Genomic DNA, 18,978 nt, shown 5'->3' with positions numbered 1-18,978 from the left:
ATGCAGTTAGCTGAACTTCTTGTTCAAGACTTTATGGTTTCACGTGTTGATTTAACGCGCGCAGAAAATTATCAAAAAAAATACGGCGGTCGTTTAGAGCAAATTCTCGTTAATATGGGCAGTTTGCCTGATGATCAAGTGCCATTACTTTATAGTAAATATTTACAACTTCCCTTAGTTAATATCAATGAATGGTTAGATGCTTCGACACCATCAATAACAGAGAAAGAGCTTCACTTTTTAATTGAAAATGATTGGATACCCTTAGCAAAAAATGATGACAGCTGGACGTTTGCTTGCCGTTTCCCGTTAGAGTTAACAGTCAATGAATGGCTCAATCAAAGTAACATTGATGCGACACTACTTTTAGCTTCAGAAAGTGATATTCAAGTACTATCGTCAAAGTATGACATTCTTAACCAGCAAGAAGATAACCATGAAATATTGGGTGATGAAGAAGCTAAGCTAAGAGAGCTTGCAACTGAAGCTCCGACGGTTAACTTATTAAATTCGCTTATCTCTAGAGCATTACGACAAGGTGCTTCAGATATGCATCTTGAACCATTTAATGGTCGTTATCGCGCGCGTTTTCGTGTTGATGGTGTATTACATGAAGCAGAACTGTTAGCGCCTCGTATGCAATTGCCTATCGTCACACGTTTGAAAATTCTATCAGGTATGGATATCGCAGAAAAGCGGCGACCTCAAGATGGTAAAATAGAAATGAAAATAGCCAATCAAGAATTGGATATTCGTGTTTCCGCATTACCATTAAATGATGGCGAATCCATGGTGTTACGTTTCTTACGTAAAGATAACGTCCGGTATGATATGTCTGTTTTAGGTTTATCTACCGATATTGAAACTTTGATACGTGAAGATATCAAAACGACGGCTGGGGTTGTATTATTAACTGGCCCCACTGGATCAGGTAAAACTACAACGCTTTATACTTTTTTAAATGCGCTCAATAATGATGATGTCAAAATAATTACCCTTGAAGACCCTGTAGAATACCAGCTAGAAGGTATTAATCAGGTGCAAGTGAATAGTGACATTGGCTTTGATTTTGCGGCCGGTCTACGCTCAATTGTTCGTCAAGATCCTGACATTATTATGCTTGGTGAAATTCGAGATAAAGAAACTGCACAAATTGCACTCCAATCAGCACTTACTGGTCATTTAGTCTTTTCTACTGTTCATACTAATGATGCAGCAAGTGCATACACCCGATTATTAGATCTTGGTGTTGAAGAATTTTTGCTTAATGCTGCGTTAGTATCAATTGTCGCACAACGACTAGCTAGAAAAGTATGTGAAAATTGTAGTGAAACTCACCCTGAAGCTGCTCAATTAATTGAAAAATATAATCTAGACTCAATTGCAGCTAAATTTAATATTAAAACTATTAGTTTGATGCAAGGAAAAGGTTGTGAGCATTGTGCAAATACTGGTTATAAGGGCAGAATGGCTGTTACAGAGTATTTGCGTTGTGATGATGAAATAAAATCAATGCCAAAAGATTCTAACTTTATTCCTAAAGCTAAAAAGCATAACGAAAAATTACAACGTAGAACTTTGTTGGAAGACGGCTTTTATAAAGCAATACTAGGGTTTACAACGATTGAAGAAGTTGTTCGAGTTGCAGGTTAATTATGACAACATTTTCCTATAAAGCTTATGACCAGTCAGGGGCAAAAGTTGATGGACAAATAGAAGCATCTAATAAAACTGTGGCTTTAGCTGAACTTAAAAAACAGCAGTTATTACCAACAGAAGTTAAAGTACTTAATGACGAAAAAAAATCAGTGCTTAAATTTGGCAATAAAGTGTCACTGGCTGATTTAGAGTTTTTAACGTCGGAGTTGAGTTTATTACTTGAATCAGGTGTGCGTATCGATAGAGGTATCGATATTATTCGTAAAACTAAGGCAAAACCGGCACTAGCTAAATTATTAGCAAATATTAGTAGTAACCTGAAAAAAGGTAAGAGCCTATCTGAATCGGTGAAAGAGCATGATGACATATTCGATCCTTTATATTGTAACCTCATCGAATTAGGGGAAGCGTCAGGAAATTTGAGCGAAATTTTTGCTGGTCTTGCTGAAGACCTGAAGTTTAAACGAGATTTACAACGTAAAATTATTAGCTCGCTTGCTTATCCAACCGTTATTTTCTTTGTTTGCATTTTGAGTGTGTTTTTTATTTTTAATTTTATCATTCCTAAAATGTCGGCAATGTTTACTGATGTAAAAGAACTACCATGGTATACACAAGTAATGTTGTCTACCAGTGAATGGATGGTTAATTATCAAGGTTTTTTAGTTATTGGTGTTATTGCATCTGGATTTTTACTCGTTTTAGCTACTAAGCAGGCAGGCTTTATCAAATGGTGGCAGGAATTTAGTTTGAAACTTCCTGTTGTCAAAAAAGCCATTATTACTGTTGAACGCATTCGTTTTAATAGTGGCCTAGCGATGATGGTAAAAGCGGGGGTACAAATTGACCGTGCTATTGGTTTATCTGCAGGTAATATCAAAAACAAAGTACTTCAACGTGAAATGGAAATCGCTAAAAATAAAGTCAAAGGCGGTAGCGCTTTAACGCCAGCACTTAAACAAACGTCACTCTACCCTGATTTTTTTGTTTCACTGTTAGAAGTGGGTGAAGAGTCAGGTAATTTAGAGCGTGTATTTAACGAAATAGCGAATCGTTCTCGGCAAGAATTTGAAAGCTGGACCGAACGTATGACTACTTTACTAGAGCCATTAATGATCCTTTTTATGGGCGGATTTGTTGGTGGTGTAGTTGTGGTAATGTTAATGAGCATGGTGTCTATTAACGAACTCGGGATATAACTCTTTTATGTTAGGCCATACTCAAACAAATAGAGGTTTTACGTTAATTGAGTTAATGATTGTTATGTCAATTGTGGCGTTATTAATGGGTATGGTAGGACCGTTAGCAATTAATAGTTTAGAAAAAGCACAAGCTAAACAAGAAATGCTAAGTTTAAAAAACTGGTTTCGTAAAATCTCTGCACGAGCTTTTCATACTGGGCAAGCGCATATTGTTGAGCTGACCGGCAAAAAAGTTACTTTGTTCGTTGAAGGAATTGATAACCCAATTGAAACAACTTCATTCGAGTCATTATTTTTTCAACCCCAGAAACTTTATTACAATAAAAAAGGATTTATTAGTGAAAACAAAGTTACTGGTACATACCGAGGTAAGCCTCTGATGCTAGAATTGGCAACATGGGTTAACGGTGAACAATTAAGCAACGAAAATTTATAGAGCATAAATTACGTGATGATAGATAAATACATTGTTCAACGCTCGTCAATAAAATGTCCGATAGGGCAAAGTTACCCAATAAAAAAATTTAGTAAGAATGGTTTTACTTTGATTGAAGTATTAGTTGCTGCGGTTATTTTATTTGCTTCAATCGCCACGGTTTCTATGGTATACCGTGGGGCTTTTCTCAGCAGTGAAAAAGCGGAACAACATGTAACCCTATCAGGTATGATGCCGATTATATTAGCTAATATAAAGAAAGATATTCGCTCATTAGGTGACTCTCAAGAAAATGAGCTAGCCAAACAAGGACAAGTCTGGGAGGTGAGTTACCAATGGAAAGCGCAACAGGTAGACTTTAAGTCGGCACCGACAAAACTCGATGTTGATACAGGTGATTACGTAACTCCGCCTTTAAAATATAAGTTGTGGTTAGTTGAGCTAGCGGTACAATATCGATCTACCAATCAACAGTTTCAGTTTCATGAGTTGAGTTGGACGAATGATTAAAAGAGCTAACCATAAAGCGATAAAAGGATTTACTTTAATTGAATTGATGATAGCTATTTCAATTTTATCATTACTTTTACTGACGGGTAGCTATACCTACAGTTTAATGTCATCGCGGTGGAGTAAAGAATTGGGTAACTTCGCTATAGCTGAAAAAAATGCCAAGCATATAGAGTTAACACAGCGTTTACTTGAAGGTATCCAAAGTTTTATTGTAGTTAACCCTCAGAAAAAACCTTTCTTCTTCTTTATAGGGCACAACACGAGCTTACTTGCAGTTTCTCAAAGCGGTTTTTTTGCTAATGAAGTGAGTGAAATATTCCGACTATCGGCAGTAGAAAAATCATCGGGGTTATTTGATCTTGTTTACCAATCGAAATCAACGCAAAACCTATTATTAAAAGGTACTGAACAAATCATAGAGTTTGATCAGTCATTGGTGTTGTTTTCCGACCTCACACAAATATCATTTGAATATTTTGGTTGGCGAAATATTGACGAAAAAACGAATGACGAACAAAATAACTTCGCACCATTTTGGCAACAAAGTTATTCAGGAATAGATAAGCAATACATGCCTGAAAAATTGACATTAACCTTAGTAAAAAATAACAAAATTCTTGTTATGCCAATAATGTTGCAAACTAATGTGCAGAGTTGGCTATCCCCTTATATTAACAGTGATACTTAATGATGAATAAATTCAGTTATTATAAAGGTATCGCTCTGATCCAAGTGTTACTAATTACCGCAATATTGTCGGTATTGGCCTTATATTTAACACAAACAGCTAAAACACAATTAAAGCAAGCGCAATGGGCTAATGATAAAACTCAAGCATTAGTGGGTGTGAATAATGCTGAATCATTGTTAATGTTTCACTTGTTAACAAATAAGCGGAAGATGGAGGCAATAAATACGACTAATCCATATAATGGTGATTTTTCACATCCCACTTTTGCAGGAATTAATTATTATAATACGCCTTTCTATCTAGCTGATGTTGAAATAGCTATTCAAGATCAAAGTGGCTTAATACAGCTTCATTACCCTAAAGTGGAGATATTAAAGCAACTGCTGGCAACAAAGGTCGATGCACCACTTGTGATAGAAGGTATTGTTGATAGCTTGTTAGATTGGCAAGATATTGATAGTATCCAGCGTCCAAATGGTAATGAAACTTCAGTCAACGGATATGTTATTCGTAATGGGGCGATGCCTTCGGTCACTGATATCCTTAATATTAATAATATTGAAAAGAGCATAAAACAATTAATCATTAAAAATAGTACAATATATCAAGCTGGGGCGTTTAGTCCTTATAACACAACACCTGATATATTAAGTGCACTCGTTGGAGAGGCAACCATGCAAGAAGTTGTGTCACTGCGTGGAACTAATCAGATGACATTAGCACGCTTTAAAGAGCTTACAGGGATTGTAGAAACAGATAACCAATATTTTTATGTCTCGAATTATTTAAAGATTGAATTTACAGCAAAAATTGGTGAATCTAATATATCTAAACAGTTATTTTTACATTTAAATCCGTATGCCGAAGGGCAAGATAAACCATTTAACATCTTTATTAGCCGTGGTTAACGAGTGAACACTAATCAATCAACAACGAGTAAATCTATAATCATACCAACAGCATTGAAAACGTTGCTATGTCGCTTTGCCTATTATTTTGATGGAAACTTAAATAGGTTTTGTTTAGGGCAAAATAACGAATTAACGTTTGAAAAATCTGACGTAACAAATTCAACACTACCCTTGGTAATTGTCGCTCGAAGTCATTATCAAGAACTCGCTAAAACCTACCCCATTGAAAACAAAACTGAATTAAAAAAGCTATTAGCATTAGAACTAACTGAAAATGAGTTGTCATTTTCAAAAATCGCTGATAGTAAAGAGGGGCAGACCAGCGCTAATATTTGGCATTTTCATCAATCCGTACCTAAGGCATTTATCACCCTACCAGAATCACTATTATTATCGTTAATTAACCAACCCGGTCAAATTGCGCAAGTTGAAGGTAATCAGACATTATTTGTTGGACAAAATAACGGTGTTGTTCATTCAGCTATTGCAAATAGTATGATCAACTCAGTGCCTCGTTTTGCAATGTCTACAGGTGTGGTAAACAACGATGAACTAAACGTGTTTACCGCTAGTAACTTAGCCATGGCATTGGCAAGTGGTATTAAAGCATCGTCTTTTTCACTGTTTTCGTCGTTTGTTAAACTAAAGAGTACCTTTGATAAAGAAATTTTTTTAAAACAGGCTGTGGTGCCTTTTGCTGTAATATTTTCAAGCTATTTAATACTCAGTAGTAGCTACTTATTAGGTAAACAATATTGGCTTGAACAACAGTTAACGAGTCAATCATCAGAGGTTAATGCGGTATTGGCTGAACAACAACTATTTGATAATAACCAACAACGTTTCGAGCAGTTAACGGCGTTTTATCAAGATAAAAAAAATTCGGCACAATTATGGTTGGTACTTGCCGAATTATTTGAGCATGCTAATTTTTCTAATTTTCGCATAGATAATCAGCGTTTTGTACTGCGGGGCTCTACAGAACAAGCAACCGATTTACTTGCTCGTGTGAGTAACATTGCCAAAGTAAAAGACGCAAAATTTGATTACCCTACACGTAATAGCCGTGGTAAAGATGTGTTTGTTATTAGCTTTATTATTGAAGGAGAAAGCTGATGACCGAATTAAAACAACATACAGGCCTATTAATACTGCTGGCATTGCTTTTTGCATTAAAATTTATCGTGGTGCCTATTTTTGATTGGCAAGACAATCAGTTATTGAATATCGTCAATCAAGAAAAAAAACTAGCTAAAGTCTCGCACGTATTAGCTAAAGAAGGGCTATTTGACGATAAAAATAAGGTTCTCGCAGAAAAGTTGCAATCGGCAGAACGATTAGTGTTTGCCTACCAACCCGAAGCTGAGTTTAAATTAAACAGGCAACAGCAAATAGAGCAATTGCTAGATAAACATAATATAAGCTCGTTAAATATAGGTTGGCAAACAGCCACACCATTAAGCGAATTCAATATGATAAAATACCAATTGCAAGTCTCGTTTAATGGTAGTTTTATTAATATTGTTAAAATGTTCACTGAATTAGAAAGCAGCGAACCTTGGTTACAAATAGACGATTTTAATATATCTACGCGAAGTAATCAGCTTGGTATCCCTGGAAGTAGTAAGAATGCGCGTTTAAAAATCAATGTCTATATGAACATGGCAGGCACTAATGATTAAAAATAAAATACCATTCATTGTGCTAGTGTTAACCAGTCTGTGGATTATTAGTGATATTAGTAGCCGATTAATGGTTACAACAGAGCTAGTGAATAAAGATAACAACAATACCATTATTACAGATTTAACATTACCAATGGTGACTTCACAAACGAGAGATGCCATAGAGCTAAAATATTTACAATGGCAAAAAGAACCAGAGAGTGATGTTGAAACCAGCACACCCAATAAAATGACACTTGAACAGCAGGCGTTACAAAATGGTGAGTTGTCATCTGTCTATGCGGGTACTAATAATCTTGTACTAAAGGCAATTGTGATACCAACAGCTGAAAATAATGAAACATCGTTACCTATTGCTCTGATTCAAGTTGAAGATTTAACCAGTGGTGTAAAAAAAATTGAAGAATTTTCAACAAATAGCGAAGTCTACGGTTACCAATTAACCATTGTGAATAATACCCAGATTTTATTATCAAACGCTGCAGTTGATCCAACGCAGAAGATTCAATTGACGCTGTATAAAAATGTAGCGAAAAATTAAAATGTAAAACCTAACGAATAAGTAAATAAATGAAAAAATTAAATGTTTTTTGTATAAGTTGTTTAACCGTACTGATACTTAGTGCCTGTACAAGTGCACCAAAACAACCTATGGCGATAAAAGAGTCATATTTAAAAAATACCACAACTGCACTAGAGGTAAGTAATGCTGAATTGTTAGCCAATAACAGAACAGCACAGGAACCTGTATCGCCAGAGTTTCGCTTTGTCGCGCCTATGAAACTCGGTACTAAACAAGCTACAACGGCGACGGATATATTAAAACGATTTAGTGAAAGTGCTGAGTTAACCATTGCCGCTGATTCTTTAGCGCTAACTGATTATTTGCATTATGTGTTTGGTGAGCAACTAAAAGTGAGTTATATAGTAGCTGATGAGCTTAAAAATGATAATCAATCAGTGACGTTAAATTTACAGACGCCAATCTCAGCACGCAAGCTTTTTACCTTAACCGAAGAATTACTTATTGAACGAAACTATACCTTGCGCGTTGATGATAATATTTTTTATATTCACAAAAATAGCGGAACAGCGGGCAAAGGTGATTTTGCATATGGTTACGGGAAAAACCCTAATGATGTGCCACAAACGTCATTAGAGATAATACAAATGGTGCCGTTTGAATATGGAATGCAAATATCATTAGCTAATACATTACGACAATTGTTAGGGGTTACAGCTATTCCTGATCAGCAACGAAACAGCTTAACTATTCGCGGTAAACGTAAAGAAGTGGTAAAAGCATTAGAGCTTGTTCAGATAATGGATCAGCCTGCATTGCAAAATAGACAAATTGGTATTTATCAAGGTGTGTTTTTACCTACCAAAGATTTAATAAGTAAAATAACTGAATTATTGGGGCAAGAAGGCTTATCGGTAGGTAGTTCACCAAAACTTGCTTTATCGGTGGTAGAATTAGATAAACAAGGTAAATTGATCTTTTTTGCCAATAATCAGCAAGTGATTGAGCGCGCGGTATATTGGTTGAAACAAATCGATAAGCCAATATTGAGTGCCGACAAACAATATTTTATCTATCAACCTCAATACTCTAGAGCTGTCGATATGGGGGAAAGTTTAGAAGCATTGATCGGTGGTGGTTTTAATGAAGTGTCTAACTCTACTTCTGCAAGTAACCAAAATACGACAAATGAAAGACGTCGTGTTAGAAGTGCTAGCTCGGCAGATATAAAAATGGTAGTAGATGAGCGAGCTAACTCTATTATATTTTTCACTTCAGGAGAGGAATATCAACAATTATTGCCTTTGATAAATCGCTTAGATGTACTGCCAAAACAAGTCGTATTAGAAGTTATGATTGCAGAAGTTGTCTTATCTGATGAGTTTAAGTCAGGTGTCGAATTTAGTTTAAGTAATTTAGGCGCGGCGAAAGTAGGTGGTTTTAATTTAACCTCAGGTACATCAGGGTTAAGTTATGTACTGTCTGGCACTCGGGGTCAAGTATCTTTAGAGCTATTTCAATCCAACTCAAATGTAAATGTGTTGTCGAGGCCATCCCTTCTAGTCAGAGATGGTGTAACTGCTTCTATTAATGTGGGTGACTCTATTCCAACGGTTGGTGAAACTATTTTCGATGCTAACGGCACGAGTAGAACCAGCGTTGTATATAGAGATACGGGGATTTCTCTTAGCGTTACTCCAACAGTAAACGCAAGAGGTGTCATTATTATGGAGATTGATCAACAGACAACTGGACAGGCCGATGGTGGTGTTTCTGTCGCAGGCTCACCAGTTATCTCTGAGCGTAACATTCAAACTGAAGTCATCGCTGAGAGTGGACAAACCATTGTGCTAGGAGGGCTGATTAAAGAGAATAAAACTAAATCAGACTCAAGTGTGCCATTTTTCTCCAGTATTCCTCTGGTCGGTAAGTTGTTTGATTCACAAAAAGATTCTACAACTAAAACAGAGCTTGTAGTGCTTGTTACACCAAGGATTATAGAGTCAGTAAACGAGTGGGAAGACATCAAAACACAATTTATGCAATCGTTTAAATCTTTGCAGCTTGAAAATTAATTTTAATTAATAATATTTGAATTATGTCGCTATCATGTAAGATAGCTTACCTATTTTTAATAAATCTCAAAAAAAGCGCATTTAAGTGAAGTTTTTTAAGGTATTACGCTTGAAATGTATTAAAATGTGGGGTACGGTTTGCATAAGTGAGTATTATGTACTTTGATGTTCGAATAATGTACAAGTGATTGTTTTGAGCATGTTTAGTTTGTTATTTATGATTATTATTAGTGAAAATATTTGACAAGCTAAATTGACTGCGTAAACTTACTGGCGTTAGAAGTCGCTTTAGGCGACGGCCTAAGTGTTATTATTTTTAACGTAAATAAAAATTTGAGAAAATAAAAATGATTTTATTAACTCAGTTTCATGAAACAAAGGAAAACAAAAAATGTTTAAAAAAACTCTTTTAGCATTAAGTATCGCTGGTATTGCTGGCTTTGCTAATGCAGGTACTGTTGTAACATCTGTAACTGAAGTGGCTAATGGCGCAGCTGTTGCCTGTAATGGTGATGCGGTAGTTGATGATACAGCGTCAAATGTTGACGGTGTATATGAAGCCACAGGTACAACTAATACTACTCCTGCTGTTGGTGCAACATGTGTAATAGCTGAAACTTTAGTTACAACTCCAACTTCAAGTAGTATTGAAGCAGCTCAAAATGTAGCCGTTCCTGCTAATGCATCTTTAGTTGCTGGTATTGGTGGTTATGAAGCCGGTGATACAATCACAATTAATATTTCTGGTGCACAGATTGATACTGCAACTTCTTTATCTCCTACTCTTACTGATGCGTCTGGTGTATTAACCATTAATGTATTAGATATAACTGCTACAGCGGTTCGTTTTACCGTTACTGCAGGTACTAGTGCTGGTTATGTTATTTTAAATCTTACTGGTATCAACTTAGATGCAACTGGCTTATCGGCGTCTACTGAAGTTACTTACGATGCGTTTGCAACAAATACTTCAGGAACTGACTTTGATGTGTCATCAGGTGTTGTTGTTGCTGACTTAGTGCCACAGTATTCTGCTACAGTAGTAGATTCAATGGATGGTATTATCGATGTTTCTGCTGACAGAAAATCTTTAGCATTAAATGCTGATGATGCGCATACTGGTGAAGTTCTTAACCAAGATACTTTAGCTATTGCAGTTAGTTTAGATGCTACAGGTACAATAATCACACCAGCTACTGTTGAATATGTATTTTCTGGTGATTTCTCATGGTTAGAAACTGCTGCTAATACATCAGATGATGGTAAAGCTGCTACAGCTGCAGAAGTACAAACGTACTTAGGCGGTGGATTCTACACTGGTACTGGTGATGATACTCTAACAAGCACTACTTTAAATGCAGATATGGATACATTAACAGTAATTACTGCTGCTGTTTCTGGTGATGTTGATACTGCTGGTGAGTTTTTATTCCCTGTACAAGGTAACGTTACAGGCGCAGCAGTGTTAAATGAAACTCCTTACTCAGTTTCTATTACTGCTAAAGATGCAACAGCTGCTCCTAATACAATTAGCATGTCAACGGGTTCTAAATCTGCAGGTGAATGGAACTTAAATGGTTCTGTTGTAACAGTACCTTACATGCCATTTGATGATAACACTGCTGTTATTATGCGTCATACTAACACTGGTGTACAAACAGGTGATATTTCTGTTCGCTACATGTTAGAAGGTGTATCTACTGCATGGTCTGAATCAATTGTTGTTGGTTCTTCTTCACGTGGTGTGATGAATATTCGTGATGCTGTTATTAATGCAATTAAAGCTGACGCTGGTGTAACTTCTGGTAAGGTTGCGATTGAAATTACAACTAACGTTCCTGCTGCTGACGTAACAGTATACGCTGCTTACAAAGTGAAAGATGAGCAAGACCGTGGTTTTGTTGGTACTTTCGGTCAACACGGTTCAGCTAACTAATCATTGATTAATAAGCTGTCTATAAAGACTGAATAAAAAAAGCGAGCTTAGGCTCGCTTTTTTATTTTTACCATTACGTTCCTAAACATGATTGTTTTCTTATTGAAATACCATACAAATGAAAGTAGCCATCTTCGTTGACCAATTCCCAGTGCGTTCTCAAACATTCGTTTTGAATCAAATTATTGGATTAATTGATTTAGGGTGCGATATAACAATTATCTCTTTACATAAAGGCGACGGTACACTTTTAGCAGACATCGCTCAATATAACCTTGATGAAAAAACACATTACCTGTTAGATGAACCTAAAACTAAATATAAGCAATTTTTTTATAGAATAGGGTGTTTGTGTAAATGCATAATAACTCCGTCACGTTTTCCGGTGATTTTCGCATCGCTTGATAAAAACTATGGTCGACAAGGAAAAAGTTTGTTACTTGCTGCAATTGCGGCTAAGTTGCCAAACGTACTAAATTTTGATGTAGCAGTATGTCATTTTGGCTATAACGGTATACTCGCGAATAAGTTAAAAAGGCTGGGGTTAATACAGAGCAAAATAGCCACTATATTCCATGGCCATGAAATTTCTGACACTAAATCCTTATCACGCTACTCAAACGACTACCACAAACTTTTTAAAGAAACGGAGTTATTGCTACCTATTAGCGAATTATGGAAAGATAAGCTGGTTAAACTGGGTTGCCCATTAAATAAAATTTACGTCCAGAGAATGGGGATCAACTTAGAAAAGTTTTCGTACAAAGGAAATATTGACCGAAAACGACTAACACATGAAACACACGAAAGTTGTTCACCAGCACTATTAAAAATTTATACCGTTGCACGTTTTACCGATAAAAAGGGTCTAAAATATGCGATACAGAGCTTAACGCATTTACCTAAAGGGATTAAAGTACACTACGATTTAGCAGGTTATGGAGAACTAGAAACGGAGCTAAAACTGCTGGTGAGACAGTTAGGCTTAGCAGATGTTGTTCATTTTGTTGGCGCTTGCTCTTCAACGCAAGTTGCGGACTTTATGCGAAAGGCTGATGTGTATCTTCAGCCAAGCATTACTGCGTCTGATGGTGATATGGAAGGAGTTCCTGTTACATTAATGGAAGCAATGGCTATTGGTGTCCCGGTTGTGTCAACATTCCACAGTGGTATACCTGAACTTATTGAAAATGAAGTACATGGCTTGTTGGTTCCAGAGAAAGATCCCCAGGCGATAGCGGAAAAATTAACCTTAATCTACAACAATAAAGAGAATGTAGTCGAACAGCTGGTTAGAAACGCGAGAGACAGGGTTGAATTTATGGCTGACAATCACACACTTAATCAAAATTTACGTGATATTCTTTACCAGTTATCATGTTAAAATTGTTAATAATTCATTTATAGCTGTGAATGTTCAACTCGAACTATATTCACTCGTCTGAGCTTTATTTTATGCATAACTCTGAACCATGGCTTGCGCCGAACGATACCGATTTACCTGACTTTATAATTGCTGGTGCAATGAAGTCAGGCACGACAACTCTTCATGCTATATTAAACCAGCACCCAGATGTTTATATGCCAGAAAAAGAACTTCATTTTTTTGATATGGACAACTTAATTCAGCATCCTGAATTTAATACTTTTGATAAACAGTTCTGGCATTGTCAAAATTTAAATAATGAACCTGAAGTATATTGGCAATGGTATAAGCAGCAATTTTCAGGAGCGAGTAATAATCAGTTGATAGGCGAAGACTCTACCACCTATATTAATTCAGAATTAGCCCTACAACGTTTAAGTAAACAAAATAAAAAAATCAAACTTATTATCATGCTAAGGCAACCAACGGCCCGCACTTATTCTCATTATTGGCATATGGTTAAAGCTGGCCGAGCTATGTTTAGTTTTGAAGACATGTTGCAATACCAACCTCAACTTTTATTGGAACGAAGCGCCTATGTAAAGCAATTAAAGGTATTGTTTAGTTATTTTGCCGAAGAGCAAGTAAAAGTAGTTTTGTTTGAAGACTTTTTAACGAATAAAGTAAAAGTACTTGATGAAATTTGTCAGTTTTTGAATATAGATGTAGAAAAGTTACCTAAAAGTGCTTTGGAGTTACATCAAAATAAAGCAAGAATTCCGAAGTACATCAAATTACATTTATTAAAAACGCGGTTATTTCGAAGTAATAATGACAATAACTACATTAATTACTTTAGTTCTACGGAGAAGGAAGATAATAATAAACAAGTTTACTCGCCTCACTTTTTCGGTAGGCTAGCAAATAAGGTGTATAGTACTATTAATCCGTTAATTGAAAAGCAACCCGCGCGGATACATCCTAGTACTAAAGTGTTTCTTGATGGTTATTTTTTGGAAGAAATGAAAGAAATAAATGAGTTACTTAAACAAGATATCTTAGCTAAATGGTTTTAGCGCTTATTAATCCTATTGCTTGGTGTAAATTTCCTAAATGCTTTTTTGGGTTAGATAATGACAGATAATACGCTTTCACTACGATATTTATTTGGTAAAGGTAGTGTTTTATTAGTACTAAAACTTTTCTCAGCGTTTATTGGGTTTTGTTTTCATGTATACATCGCCAGAAAACTCTCACTGACAGAGTTTGGTTTACTTAATTTAGCTCTGACTTGTATTTTATTTATTGTCGCTATCGCAAAGCAAGGTTTAGAGCCGGCTATTGTTAAAGGTTTTGCTCAGGTAGGTTTAAGACAAATTGCTCCGCTATATCAACATATTATTGTTTATACCCTCATAAATTTAGTAATGGTATGTGTTATATTTTGGGGCTTTGCAAATGTTATTTTTACTTCGTTATTAGCGACGCCTCAACTAATAGATATGTTGCCATTAATCATTGTGCTAACTGCGTTTCAAACATGGTTAGGAGTAAACAGTAGTGTTTTGAAAGGCCAACAATATCCACTTTTAAGTTTACTTTTTACAGGCATTGTTACTTATTGCATAGCGCTGGGGATTTGTTTGCATATTGAGTCTTTATCAGCATTTACTGTGCTAACCATTTTGGCTTATTCAACATTGATAGCGGTTATAATTAGTTTCATTTTAATAAAAATAAAATTAAGGGTTGGCACTGCTTTTTTTAAGTTTTCCTCATTGGAGTCGTCTGGTTTTGTTAATGTTTTATCTGTGAGTAGGGTATTATTTGTAAGTTCAATTGCATCGTTAATTGCTCAACAGCTAGGAGTATTGGTTTTGGCTAAATATGCTAGTTTAGACGATGTTGGTTTGTATAGTGTTGCGTTAAAAATATCATTATTATTATCTTATCCTTTGGTGGTTATCAATATGATCACTGCACCTCGATATGCAAAATTATATGGTGATAACCAGTTAAAAGAGTTTAAAGTACTAGCCAAGTTAACTACCAAGCTACTTATTTTACTTGCTTCACTCATGCTCTTATTTGTGGCTTTTTTTGCGGAAAATTTAGTTGTGCTATTTGGGGAGAAATACTATGAAGCAGCACCGTTTTTAATAGTTTTGGCCGTTGGGCAGTGGTTTAATTTATCGACAGGATCAGTTGTTTCTATGTTAGTGATGACGGGGCATGAAATAATACATCGTAGAAATATGATTTTTATTGCGTTGTTTACTTCTGTTGCTTTATTTTTATTTGTACCTATTTATGGTGTAATAGCGTCGGCATGGGTAACATCAATATCGATGATTTCGCTTAATTTAGTAAGTTTATATTTTGTTAATAAACACATATATAAATTACGCTAGCTTTTTTCATTTAGTTTATTCATTAGGACACAAGTAGGGTGTTGAGTATCTTGAAAAGGTATATTAAACGGCAGCTAAAAAAATGTCAGCGTTATGCTGATCCTAACACTATTTTTATTTACCAAATGGGAAAAGTTGGTTCAACAACTTTAGAAAATGCTATTGCTGGTAGCTTACATATTCATGCTTTTTACTCGAAAAATAGTACTTGTGTTATTCGGCAAAAAGGACTTAATAAGTTTGGGTTTAGAGCTATTTTTTATACTTTAGAGCGAGAAATATCGGACTTCATTCACCGTATAATTTTCAAACGCAGAGCTCATACAAAAATTATTACTTTGGTTCGTGAGCCTATAGCGCGAAACCAGTCGATGTTTTTTCATGATATAGACGCTTATTTGTTTTCCGTTCACACGAATTGTTTAAATACCAGAAGAACTCCTTTGCCTACTCGTAGCCAACCTAAACTACTTTTAGAAAAAGTGTTTAATGAAGAATTTGATCATTTTTATCCGTTAAATTGGTTTGATAAAGAGTTTAAACCAATGACAGGCGTTGATATTTATTCAAAGGCATTTAATAAGGAATTAGGTTATAGCTTAATCGATAATAAAGGGGTATCTGTACTTTGCATTAGTATCGATAAACTTGATGATTTAACTTCAGTTATAGAAGAATTTATTGGACATAAACTAGTCCTTCTTAAGGACAATAATAGCGAAAATAAGTGGTATTCTGAGCTTTATAAGCAGTTTAGACAGCATTATCAATTGCCTTCTAATATCGAAAAAACTATTAAAATAAGTAAATTTTATCAACATTTTTTTTAACTTCTCCACTATCTATTCAAAATTAAAGGTAAAAGATGCCGAAAAAAGTAAAGATTAAAGGTGAAAATCTCAAAGCGATAGCGATAGTTAGAGAACTGCTTGATGAATTATTGCTCGCAGGTACAATCATTAGTGATCAGTTAAGCTTTATTGTAGATCATGGACATTTGTCAATCCGTTGTGAAAAAAGCAATGTTGCTAAAGAAACCTTATTATCGATTCCATTAAAGTGTATGCCATTGTTAGCGGATTTTGACTTTTCTGTTACGGATGAAATTCAAATAATCGCCCAACCAAAGCAGACTGTTTTAAATAAACAGGGACTTAGGTTTATGCAATTGATGATTGATTTATATAATGAAACTGAAAAGTTAAAATATTGGTCAGGTGTTTTTCCTATTATTGCTTTGAAAGATCATCCTAAACTAATTTCAGTCTTATTAAATGCTAAGGCATTAAATAAAAAAGCCAATAACTTTAAAAATTTATATAACAATCAACAATGGGATGAACTGTTATTAGTGAGTTTTTTTGGTTCTAGAGAGTTTATCTACAAGGCTGATAAATTAAGTCAATCGGGTATTAATACAAGCAATAAATCTGAAAAAGGTCTTTTGAATGTTATTGATTTCCTAAATCACCAAACAGGAGCTAATGGCTATTCATTTAATGCTGATAACTCTTTAATAATCAATAGCTCTGCTGAAATAACTACAGGGGAAGTATATGTTGAATATAATTACTTAGATCCTTTAATGGCTTACCTTTTTTACGGTTTTGTCGATTTGTCTTCATCTTGGATTTTTAGTGTAATGTTAGAGCTATTTACTCTCCAAGGTAACTCATTATTGGTAATGAATAATCCTGTTTTAAACAAAGCCAATCTCACCCAAGAGCTTGAGTCTCTAAACAAGTATATTCCCGGAGATATTCAAACAAACGGCGTTAATATTGCTGTTTCTCATATTGTAATTCCTAACAACGAAAATCATGCAGCACTTCGAAAAGTAATTCGTTATATACTTTTGACGACCGATAAAGTAGGGAGATACAAGGATGCTAGTTACCTTCAACAAGAAATATTACACATCGAAAAACAATTAATTGAAAAAAATTATGGTTATTGGAAGACACTTGAAGGTGAAACTGAATTAGCGTTATTGAAAACTAGCAATAATGAAATAGTTCGAGCAGCTCTAACTCAGTTAAATAATTTAACTAAGATTAACTTACAGTACATTAAAAATTATGTTGAACACAAATAAAAGCATTTAGTTCTGAAGATTAGACACCACGGAACGGTGTAAAAGACTCATGCCAGCAGTTAAAACTAGATCAACAAAATTCAGTATGAATTGACTTCGGTTTGTTTTAAGACGAAGAAATCGGTCATGGTAACACTGAGAATAATTTTGCGTTTGAGTTTAGTATGAGGAGCTTAAAGCACTAACTGTAACCGCATATGAAACGAAACTAATTTCCTAGAGGTTTCTTAGTTAGATAAACTAACTCAATAATACCTTACTGCTCAATATTCGAAAGTTTAAACAAGAAGCAAGAGATATGTGGGATAAAATATATAACAACATAACTGCTCACGTTGAATGACAGTCATTGTGATAAATATAGGGTATGTTAGTCATTTATATAGAAATACAGTGCAAGACAGTTTGACTGTATTTCTAATCGCTTGGTTTTATTAACTGTTACGTCTTTGAAGTAATACAATAAATACCGATAGCAGTCCCCCAAGTATCGTACCTAAAATTACAATAAGAGCACGATTAGGTTTCGCTCTTTCCTCAGGTACTTGTGGTGGGTCGATAGTTTTTAAAACATATTCTGGCTTAACACTAATTAACATCATGTTTTTTGTTTGCTCTTCAATTAATTGATAGAAGACAGATTCCATCGCTTTGACTTGTATGCCATTTAATTGATTGTTCAAATAATTAATTGAAGCTTGAGCTTCTTCAAAATCTTGCTTACTCATAAAAGAGTTCAAATCAGCTATTAACCATTCAAGCCATTGTTGGGCTAGTTTAGGGGAGTAGTACTCAATATCTATGATGATAGTTGCCGCTTTTTTATCATAGTCAATATATAGCAAGTCAGAAAACTCTTTATAAGCTTCCCATAGGGAAGGTTTAGGCTTTTTCGGCGCTTTAACATCTCTGATCCATTTATCATTAGCTTGATCATAAATGTTGTCATCAAGTATTAATGTATCAGTAGTGTCATCCCAATCCGTGGCAGCCATAATAGGCACTAGTAAATTATGATTGGCAATGAAATTCTCTAAGAAAGAACGTGATTTAATGATTTCTAATGCTAAGTTTGTTTTATCACCACCGCCTGAGCCTAGGTTGATTCCAGCCATACTGGCTAGACCTCCGAATTGGCCTGCTAATGCCGCAAGTCCCCCGGCCCCACCATCACTTGAGACGGGAGTTAGAATAACTGAAGCTTTATATATATTAGGTTTTGACAAGGCAAAAAATACAGCTGCGACTGAAAAGAGTAGGGTCACACTAATAATTGTTATTTTTCTTTTCCAGAGGGTACGCCATAACTCACTGAAATTTACTTCTTCATCTTGCATTATACTTTCTTCTTGTTTTGTCACTTAATTTACGCCATTTATGAGTGAATTCTTAGGTGTAAAAATTACAAAGTTATTCTTACACAAATTTAATTAAAAACAACAGATCTTGATAGAGTTAAAATAAGAGTAGTATCT

At 35.1% G+C, this 18,978-nt stretch carries 17 protein-coding genes; 16 read left to right on the top strand and 1 reads right to left on the bottom strand.

All coding sequences use genetic code 11. The features are described from left to right. The 16 genes from RM573_RS04370 (at position 1) to RM573_RS04295 (ending at position 17,503) form a co-directional block, all read left to right on the top strand. A complete protein-coding gene (locus RM573_RS04370; protein WP_311578897.1) occupies positions 1–1,653 on the top strand; it encodes a GspE/PulE family protein in 1,653 nt (550 codons plus the stop codon). A gap of 2 nt (positions 1,654–1,655) precedes the next feature. Next, positions 1,656–2,858 carry a type II secretion system F family protein gene (locus RM573_RS04365; RefSeq protein ID WP_311577853.1) on the top strand — a complete coding sequence of 401 codons (1,203 nt, stop codon included), beginning with the start codon at positions 1,656–1,658 and terminating at the stop codon, positions 2,856–2,858. Between the two features lie 7 nt (positions 2,859–2,865). Beyond that, the gene (locus RM573_RS04360; protein WP_311577850.1) at positions 2,866–3,297 is read left to right on the top strand and encodes a pilus assembly FimT family protein; all 432 of its coding nucleotides are present in this window, start codon (positions 2,866–2,868) and stop codon (positions 3,295–3,297) included. Between the two features lie 15 nt (positions 3,298–3,312). Next, positions 3,313–3,807: a PulJ/GspJ family protein gene (locus RM573_RS04355; RefSeq protein ID WP_311577847.1), complete on the top strand. Its 495-nt coding sequence runs from the start codon at positions 3,313–3,315 to the stop codon at positions 3,805–3,807. Beyond that, complete coding sequence (locus RM573_RS04350; protein ID WP_311577844.1) at positions 3,800–4,498, top strand: prepilin-type N-terminal cleavage/methylation domain-containing protein; 699 nt, start codon at positions 3,800–3,802, stop codon at positions 4,496–4,498. Before RM573_RS04355 ends, RM573_RS04350 begins: the two co-directional genes overlap by 8 nt. Continuing rightward, positions 4,498–5,409 (top strand): type II secretion system protein GspK, encoded by a 912-nt coding sequence (locus tag RM573_RS04345; RefSeq protein WP_311577842.1) that lies wholly within the window; start codon positions 4,498–4,500, stop codon positions 5,407–5,409. The genes RM573_RS04350 and RM573_RS04345 overlap by 1 nt, the downstream gene beginning before the upstream one ends. Before the next feature lie 3 nt (positions 5,410–5,412). Then, a complete protein-coding gene (locus tag RM573_RS04340; RefSeq protein ID WP_311577839.1) occupies positions 5,413–6,528 on the top strand; it encodes a hypothetical protein in 1,116 nt (371 codons plus the stop codon). Next, the gene (locus RM573_RS04335; protein WP_311577836.1) at positions 6,528–7,094 is read left to right on the top strand and encodes a GspMb/PilO family protein; all 567 of its coding nucleotides are present in this window, start codon (positions 6,528–6,530) and stop codon (positions 7,092–7,094) included. Before RM573_RS04340 ends, RM573_RS04335 begins: the two co-directional genes overlap by 1 nt. Beyond that, entirely contained in the window at positions 7,087–7,638 is a 552-nt protein-coding gene (locus RM573_RS04330; protein WP_311577834.1) for a hypothetical protein, read from the top strand. The genes RM573_RS04335 and RM573_RS04330 overlap by 8 nt, the downstream gene beginning before the upstream one ends. 29 nt (positions 7,639–7,667) lie before the next feature. Further along, on the top strand, positions 7,668–9,695 hold the full coding sequence (locus tag RM573_RS04325; RefSeq protein ID WP_311577831.1) for a secretin N-terminal domain-containing protein: 2,028 nt from the start codon (positions 7,668–7,670) through the stop codon (positions 9,693–9,695). 391 nt (positions 9,696–10,086) lie between these two features. Next, complete coding sequence (locus RM573_RS04320) at positions 10,087–11,631, top strand: hypothetical protein (protein WP_311577828.1); 1,545 nt, start codon at positions 10,087–10,089, stop codon at positions 11,629–11,631. A 118-nt stretch (positions 11,632–11,749) separates the two neighbouring features. Beyond that, on the top strand, positions 11,750–13,015 hold the full coding sequence (locus RM573_RS04315; protein ID WP_311577825.1) for a glycosyltransferase: 1,266 nt from the start codon (positions 11,750–11,752) through the stop codon (positions 13,013–13,015). A gap of 71 nt (positions 13,016–13,086) precedes the next feature. Continuing rightward, entirely contained in the window at positions 13,087–14,073 is a 987-nt protein-coding gene (locus RM573_RS04310) for a sulfotransferase family protein (protein ID WP_311577822.1), read from the top strand. A 57-nt stretch (positions 14,074–14,130) separates the two neighbouring features. Beyond that, positions 14,131–15,408, top strand: coding sequence for an oligosaccharide flippase family protein (locus RM573_RS04305; protein ID WP_311577818.1), 1,278 nt, complete (start codon positions 14,131–14,133; stop codon positions 15,406–15,408). Positions 15,409–15,458: 50 nt separating this feature from the next. Beyond that, a complete protein-coding gene (locus RM573_RS04300; protein WP_311577815.1) occupies positions 15,459–16,238 on the top strand; it encodes a putative capsular polysaccharide synthesis family protein in 780 nt (259 codons plus the stop codon). A 35-nt stretch (positions 16,239–16,273) separates the two neighbouring features. After that, positions 16,274–17,503, top strand: coding sequence for a hypothetical protein (locus tag RM573_RS04295; RefSeq protein WP_311577813.1), 1,230 nt, complete (start codon positions 16,274–16,276; stop codon positions 17,501–17,503). Between the two features lie 434 nt (positions 17,504–17,937). Here RM573_RS04295 and RM573_RS04290 read toward each other — a convergent pair whose 3' ends face one another. Beyond that, positions 17,938–18,840: a Wzz/FepE/Etk N-terminal domain-containing protein gene (locus RM573_RS04290; RefSeq protein WP_311577811.1), complete on the bottom strand. Its 903-nt coding sequence runs from the start codon at positions 18,838–18,840 to the stop codon at positions 17,938–17,940. Positions 18,841–18,978 lie beyond the last annotated feature (138 nt).

The sequence above is a fragment of the Thalassotalea castellviae genome (genome assembly GCF_031846185.1).
Taxonomy (GTDB): Bacteria; Pseudomonadota; Gammaproteobacteria; order Enterobacterales; family Alteromonadaceae; genus Thalassotalea_H; species Thalassotalea_H castellviae.
The sequence above is the reverse complement of the archived record's forward strand: the minus strand, read 5'-3'. Positions and strand labels throughout refer to the sequence as shown.

Coding starts and splice junctions, on each gene's coding strand:
- RM573_RS04330 (WP_311577834.1), top strand. CDS start 7,087: ATGATTAAAAATAAAATACCATTCATTGTGCTAGTGTTAACCAGTCTG.
- RM573_RS04355 (WP_311577847.1), top strand. CDS start 3,313: ATGATAGATAAATACATTGTTCAACGCTCGTCAATAAAATGTCCGATA.
- RM573_RS04350 (WP_311577844.1), top strand. CDS start 3,800: ATGATTAAAAGAGCTAACCATAAAGCGATAAAAGGATTTACTTTAATT.
- RM573_RS04360 (WP_311577850.1), top strand. CDS start 2,866: ATGTTAGGCCATACTCAAACAAATAGAGGTTTTACGTTAATTGAGTTA.
- RM573_RS04310 (WP_311577822.1), top strand. CDS start 13,087: ATGCATAACTCTGAACCATGGCTTGCGCCGAACGATACCGATTTACCT.
- RM573_RS04345 (WP_311577842.1), top strand. CDS start 4,498: ATGATGAATAAATTCAGTTATTATAAAGGTATCGCTCTGATCCAAGTG.
- RM573_RS04305 (WP_311577818.1), top strand. CDS start 14,131: ATGACAGATAATACGCTTTCACTACGATATTTATTTGGTAAAGGTAGT.
- RM573_RS04315 (WP_311577825.1), top strand. CDS start 11,750: ATGAAAGTAGCCATCTTCGTTGACCAATTCCCAGTGCGTTCTCAAACA.
- RM573_RS04320 (WP_311577828.1), top strand. CDS start 10,087: ATGTTTAAAAAAACTCTTTTAGCATTAAGTATCGCTGGTATTGCTGGC.
- RM573_RS04365 (WP_311577853.1), top strand. CDS start 1,656: ATGACAACATTTTCCTATAAAGCTTATGACCAGTCAGGGGCAAAAGTT.
- RM573_RS04290 (WP_311577811.1), bottom strand. CDS start 18,840: ATGCAAGATGAAGAAGTAAATTTCAGTGAGTTATGGCGTACCCTCTGG.
- RM573_RS04325 (WP_311577831.1), top strand. CDS start 7,668: ATGAAAAAATTAAATGTTTTTTGTATAAGTTGTTTAACCGTACTGATA.
- RM573_RS04295 (WP_311577813.1), top strand. CDS start 16,274: ATGCCGAAAAAAGTAAAGATTAAAGGTGAAAATCTCAAAGCGATAGCG.
- RM573_RS04335 (WP_311577836.1), top strand. CDS start 6,528: ATGACCGAATTAAAACAACATACAGGCCTATTAATACTGCTGGCATTG.
- RM573_RS04370 (WP_311578897.1), top strand. CDS start 1: ATGCAGTTAGCTGAACTTCTTGTTCAAGACTTTATGGTTTCACGTGTT.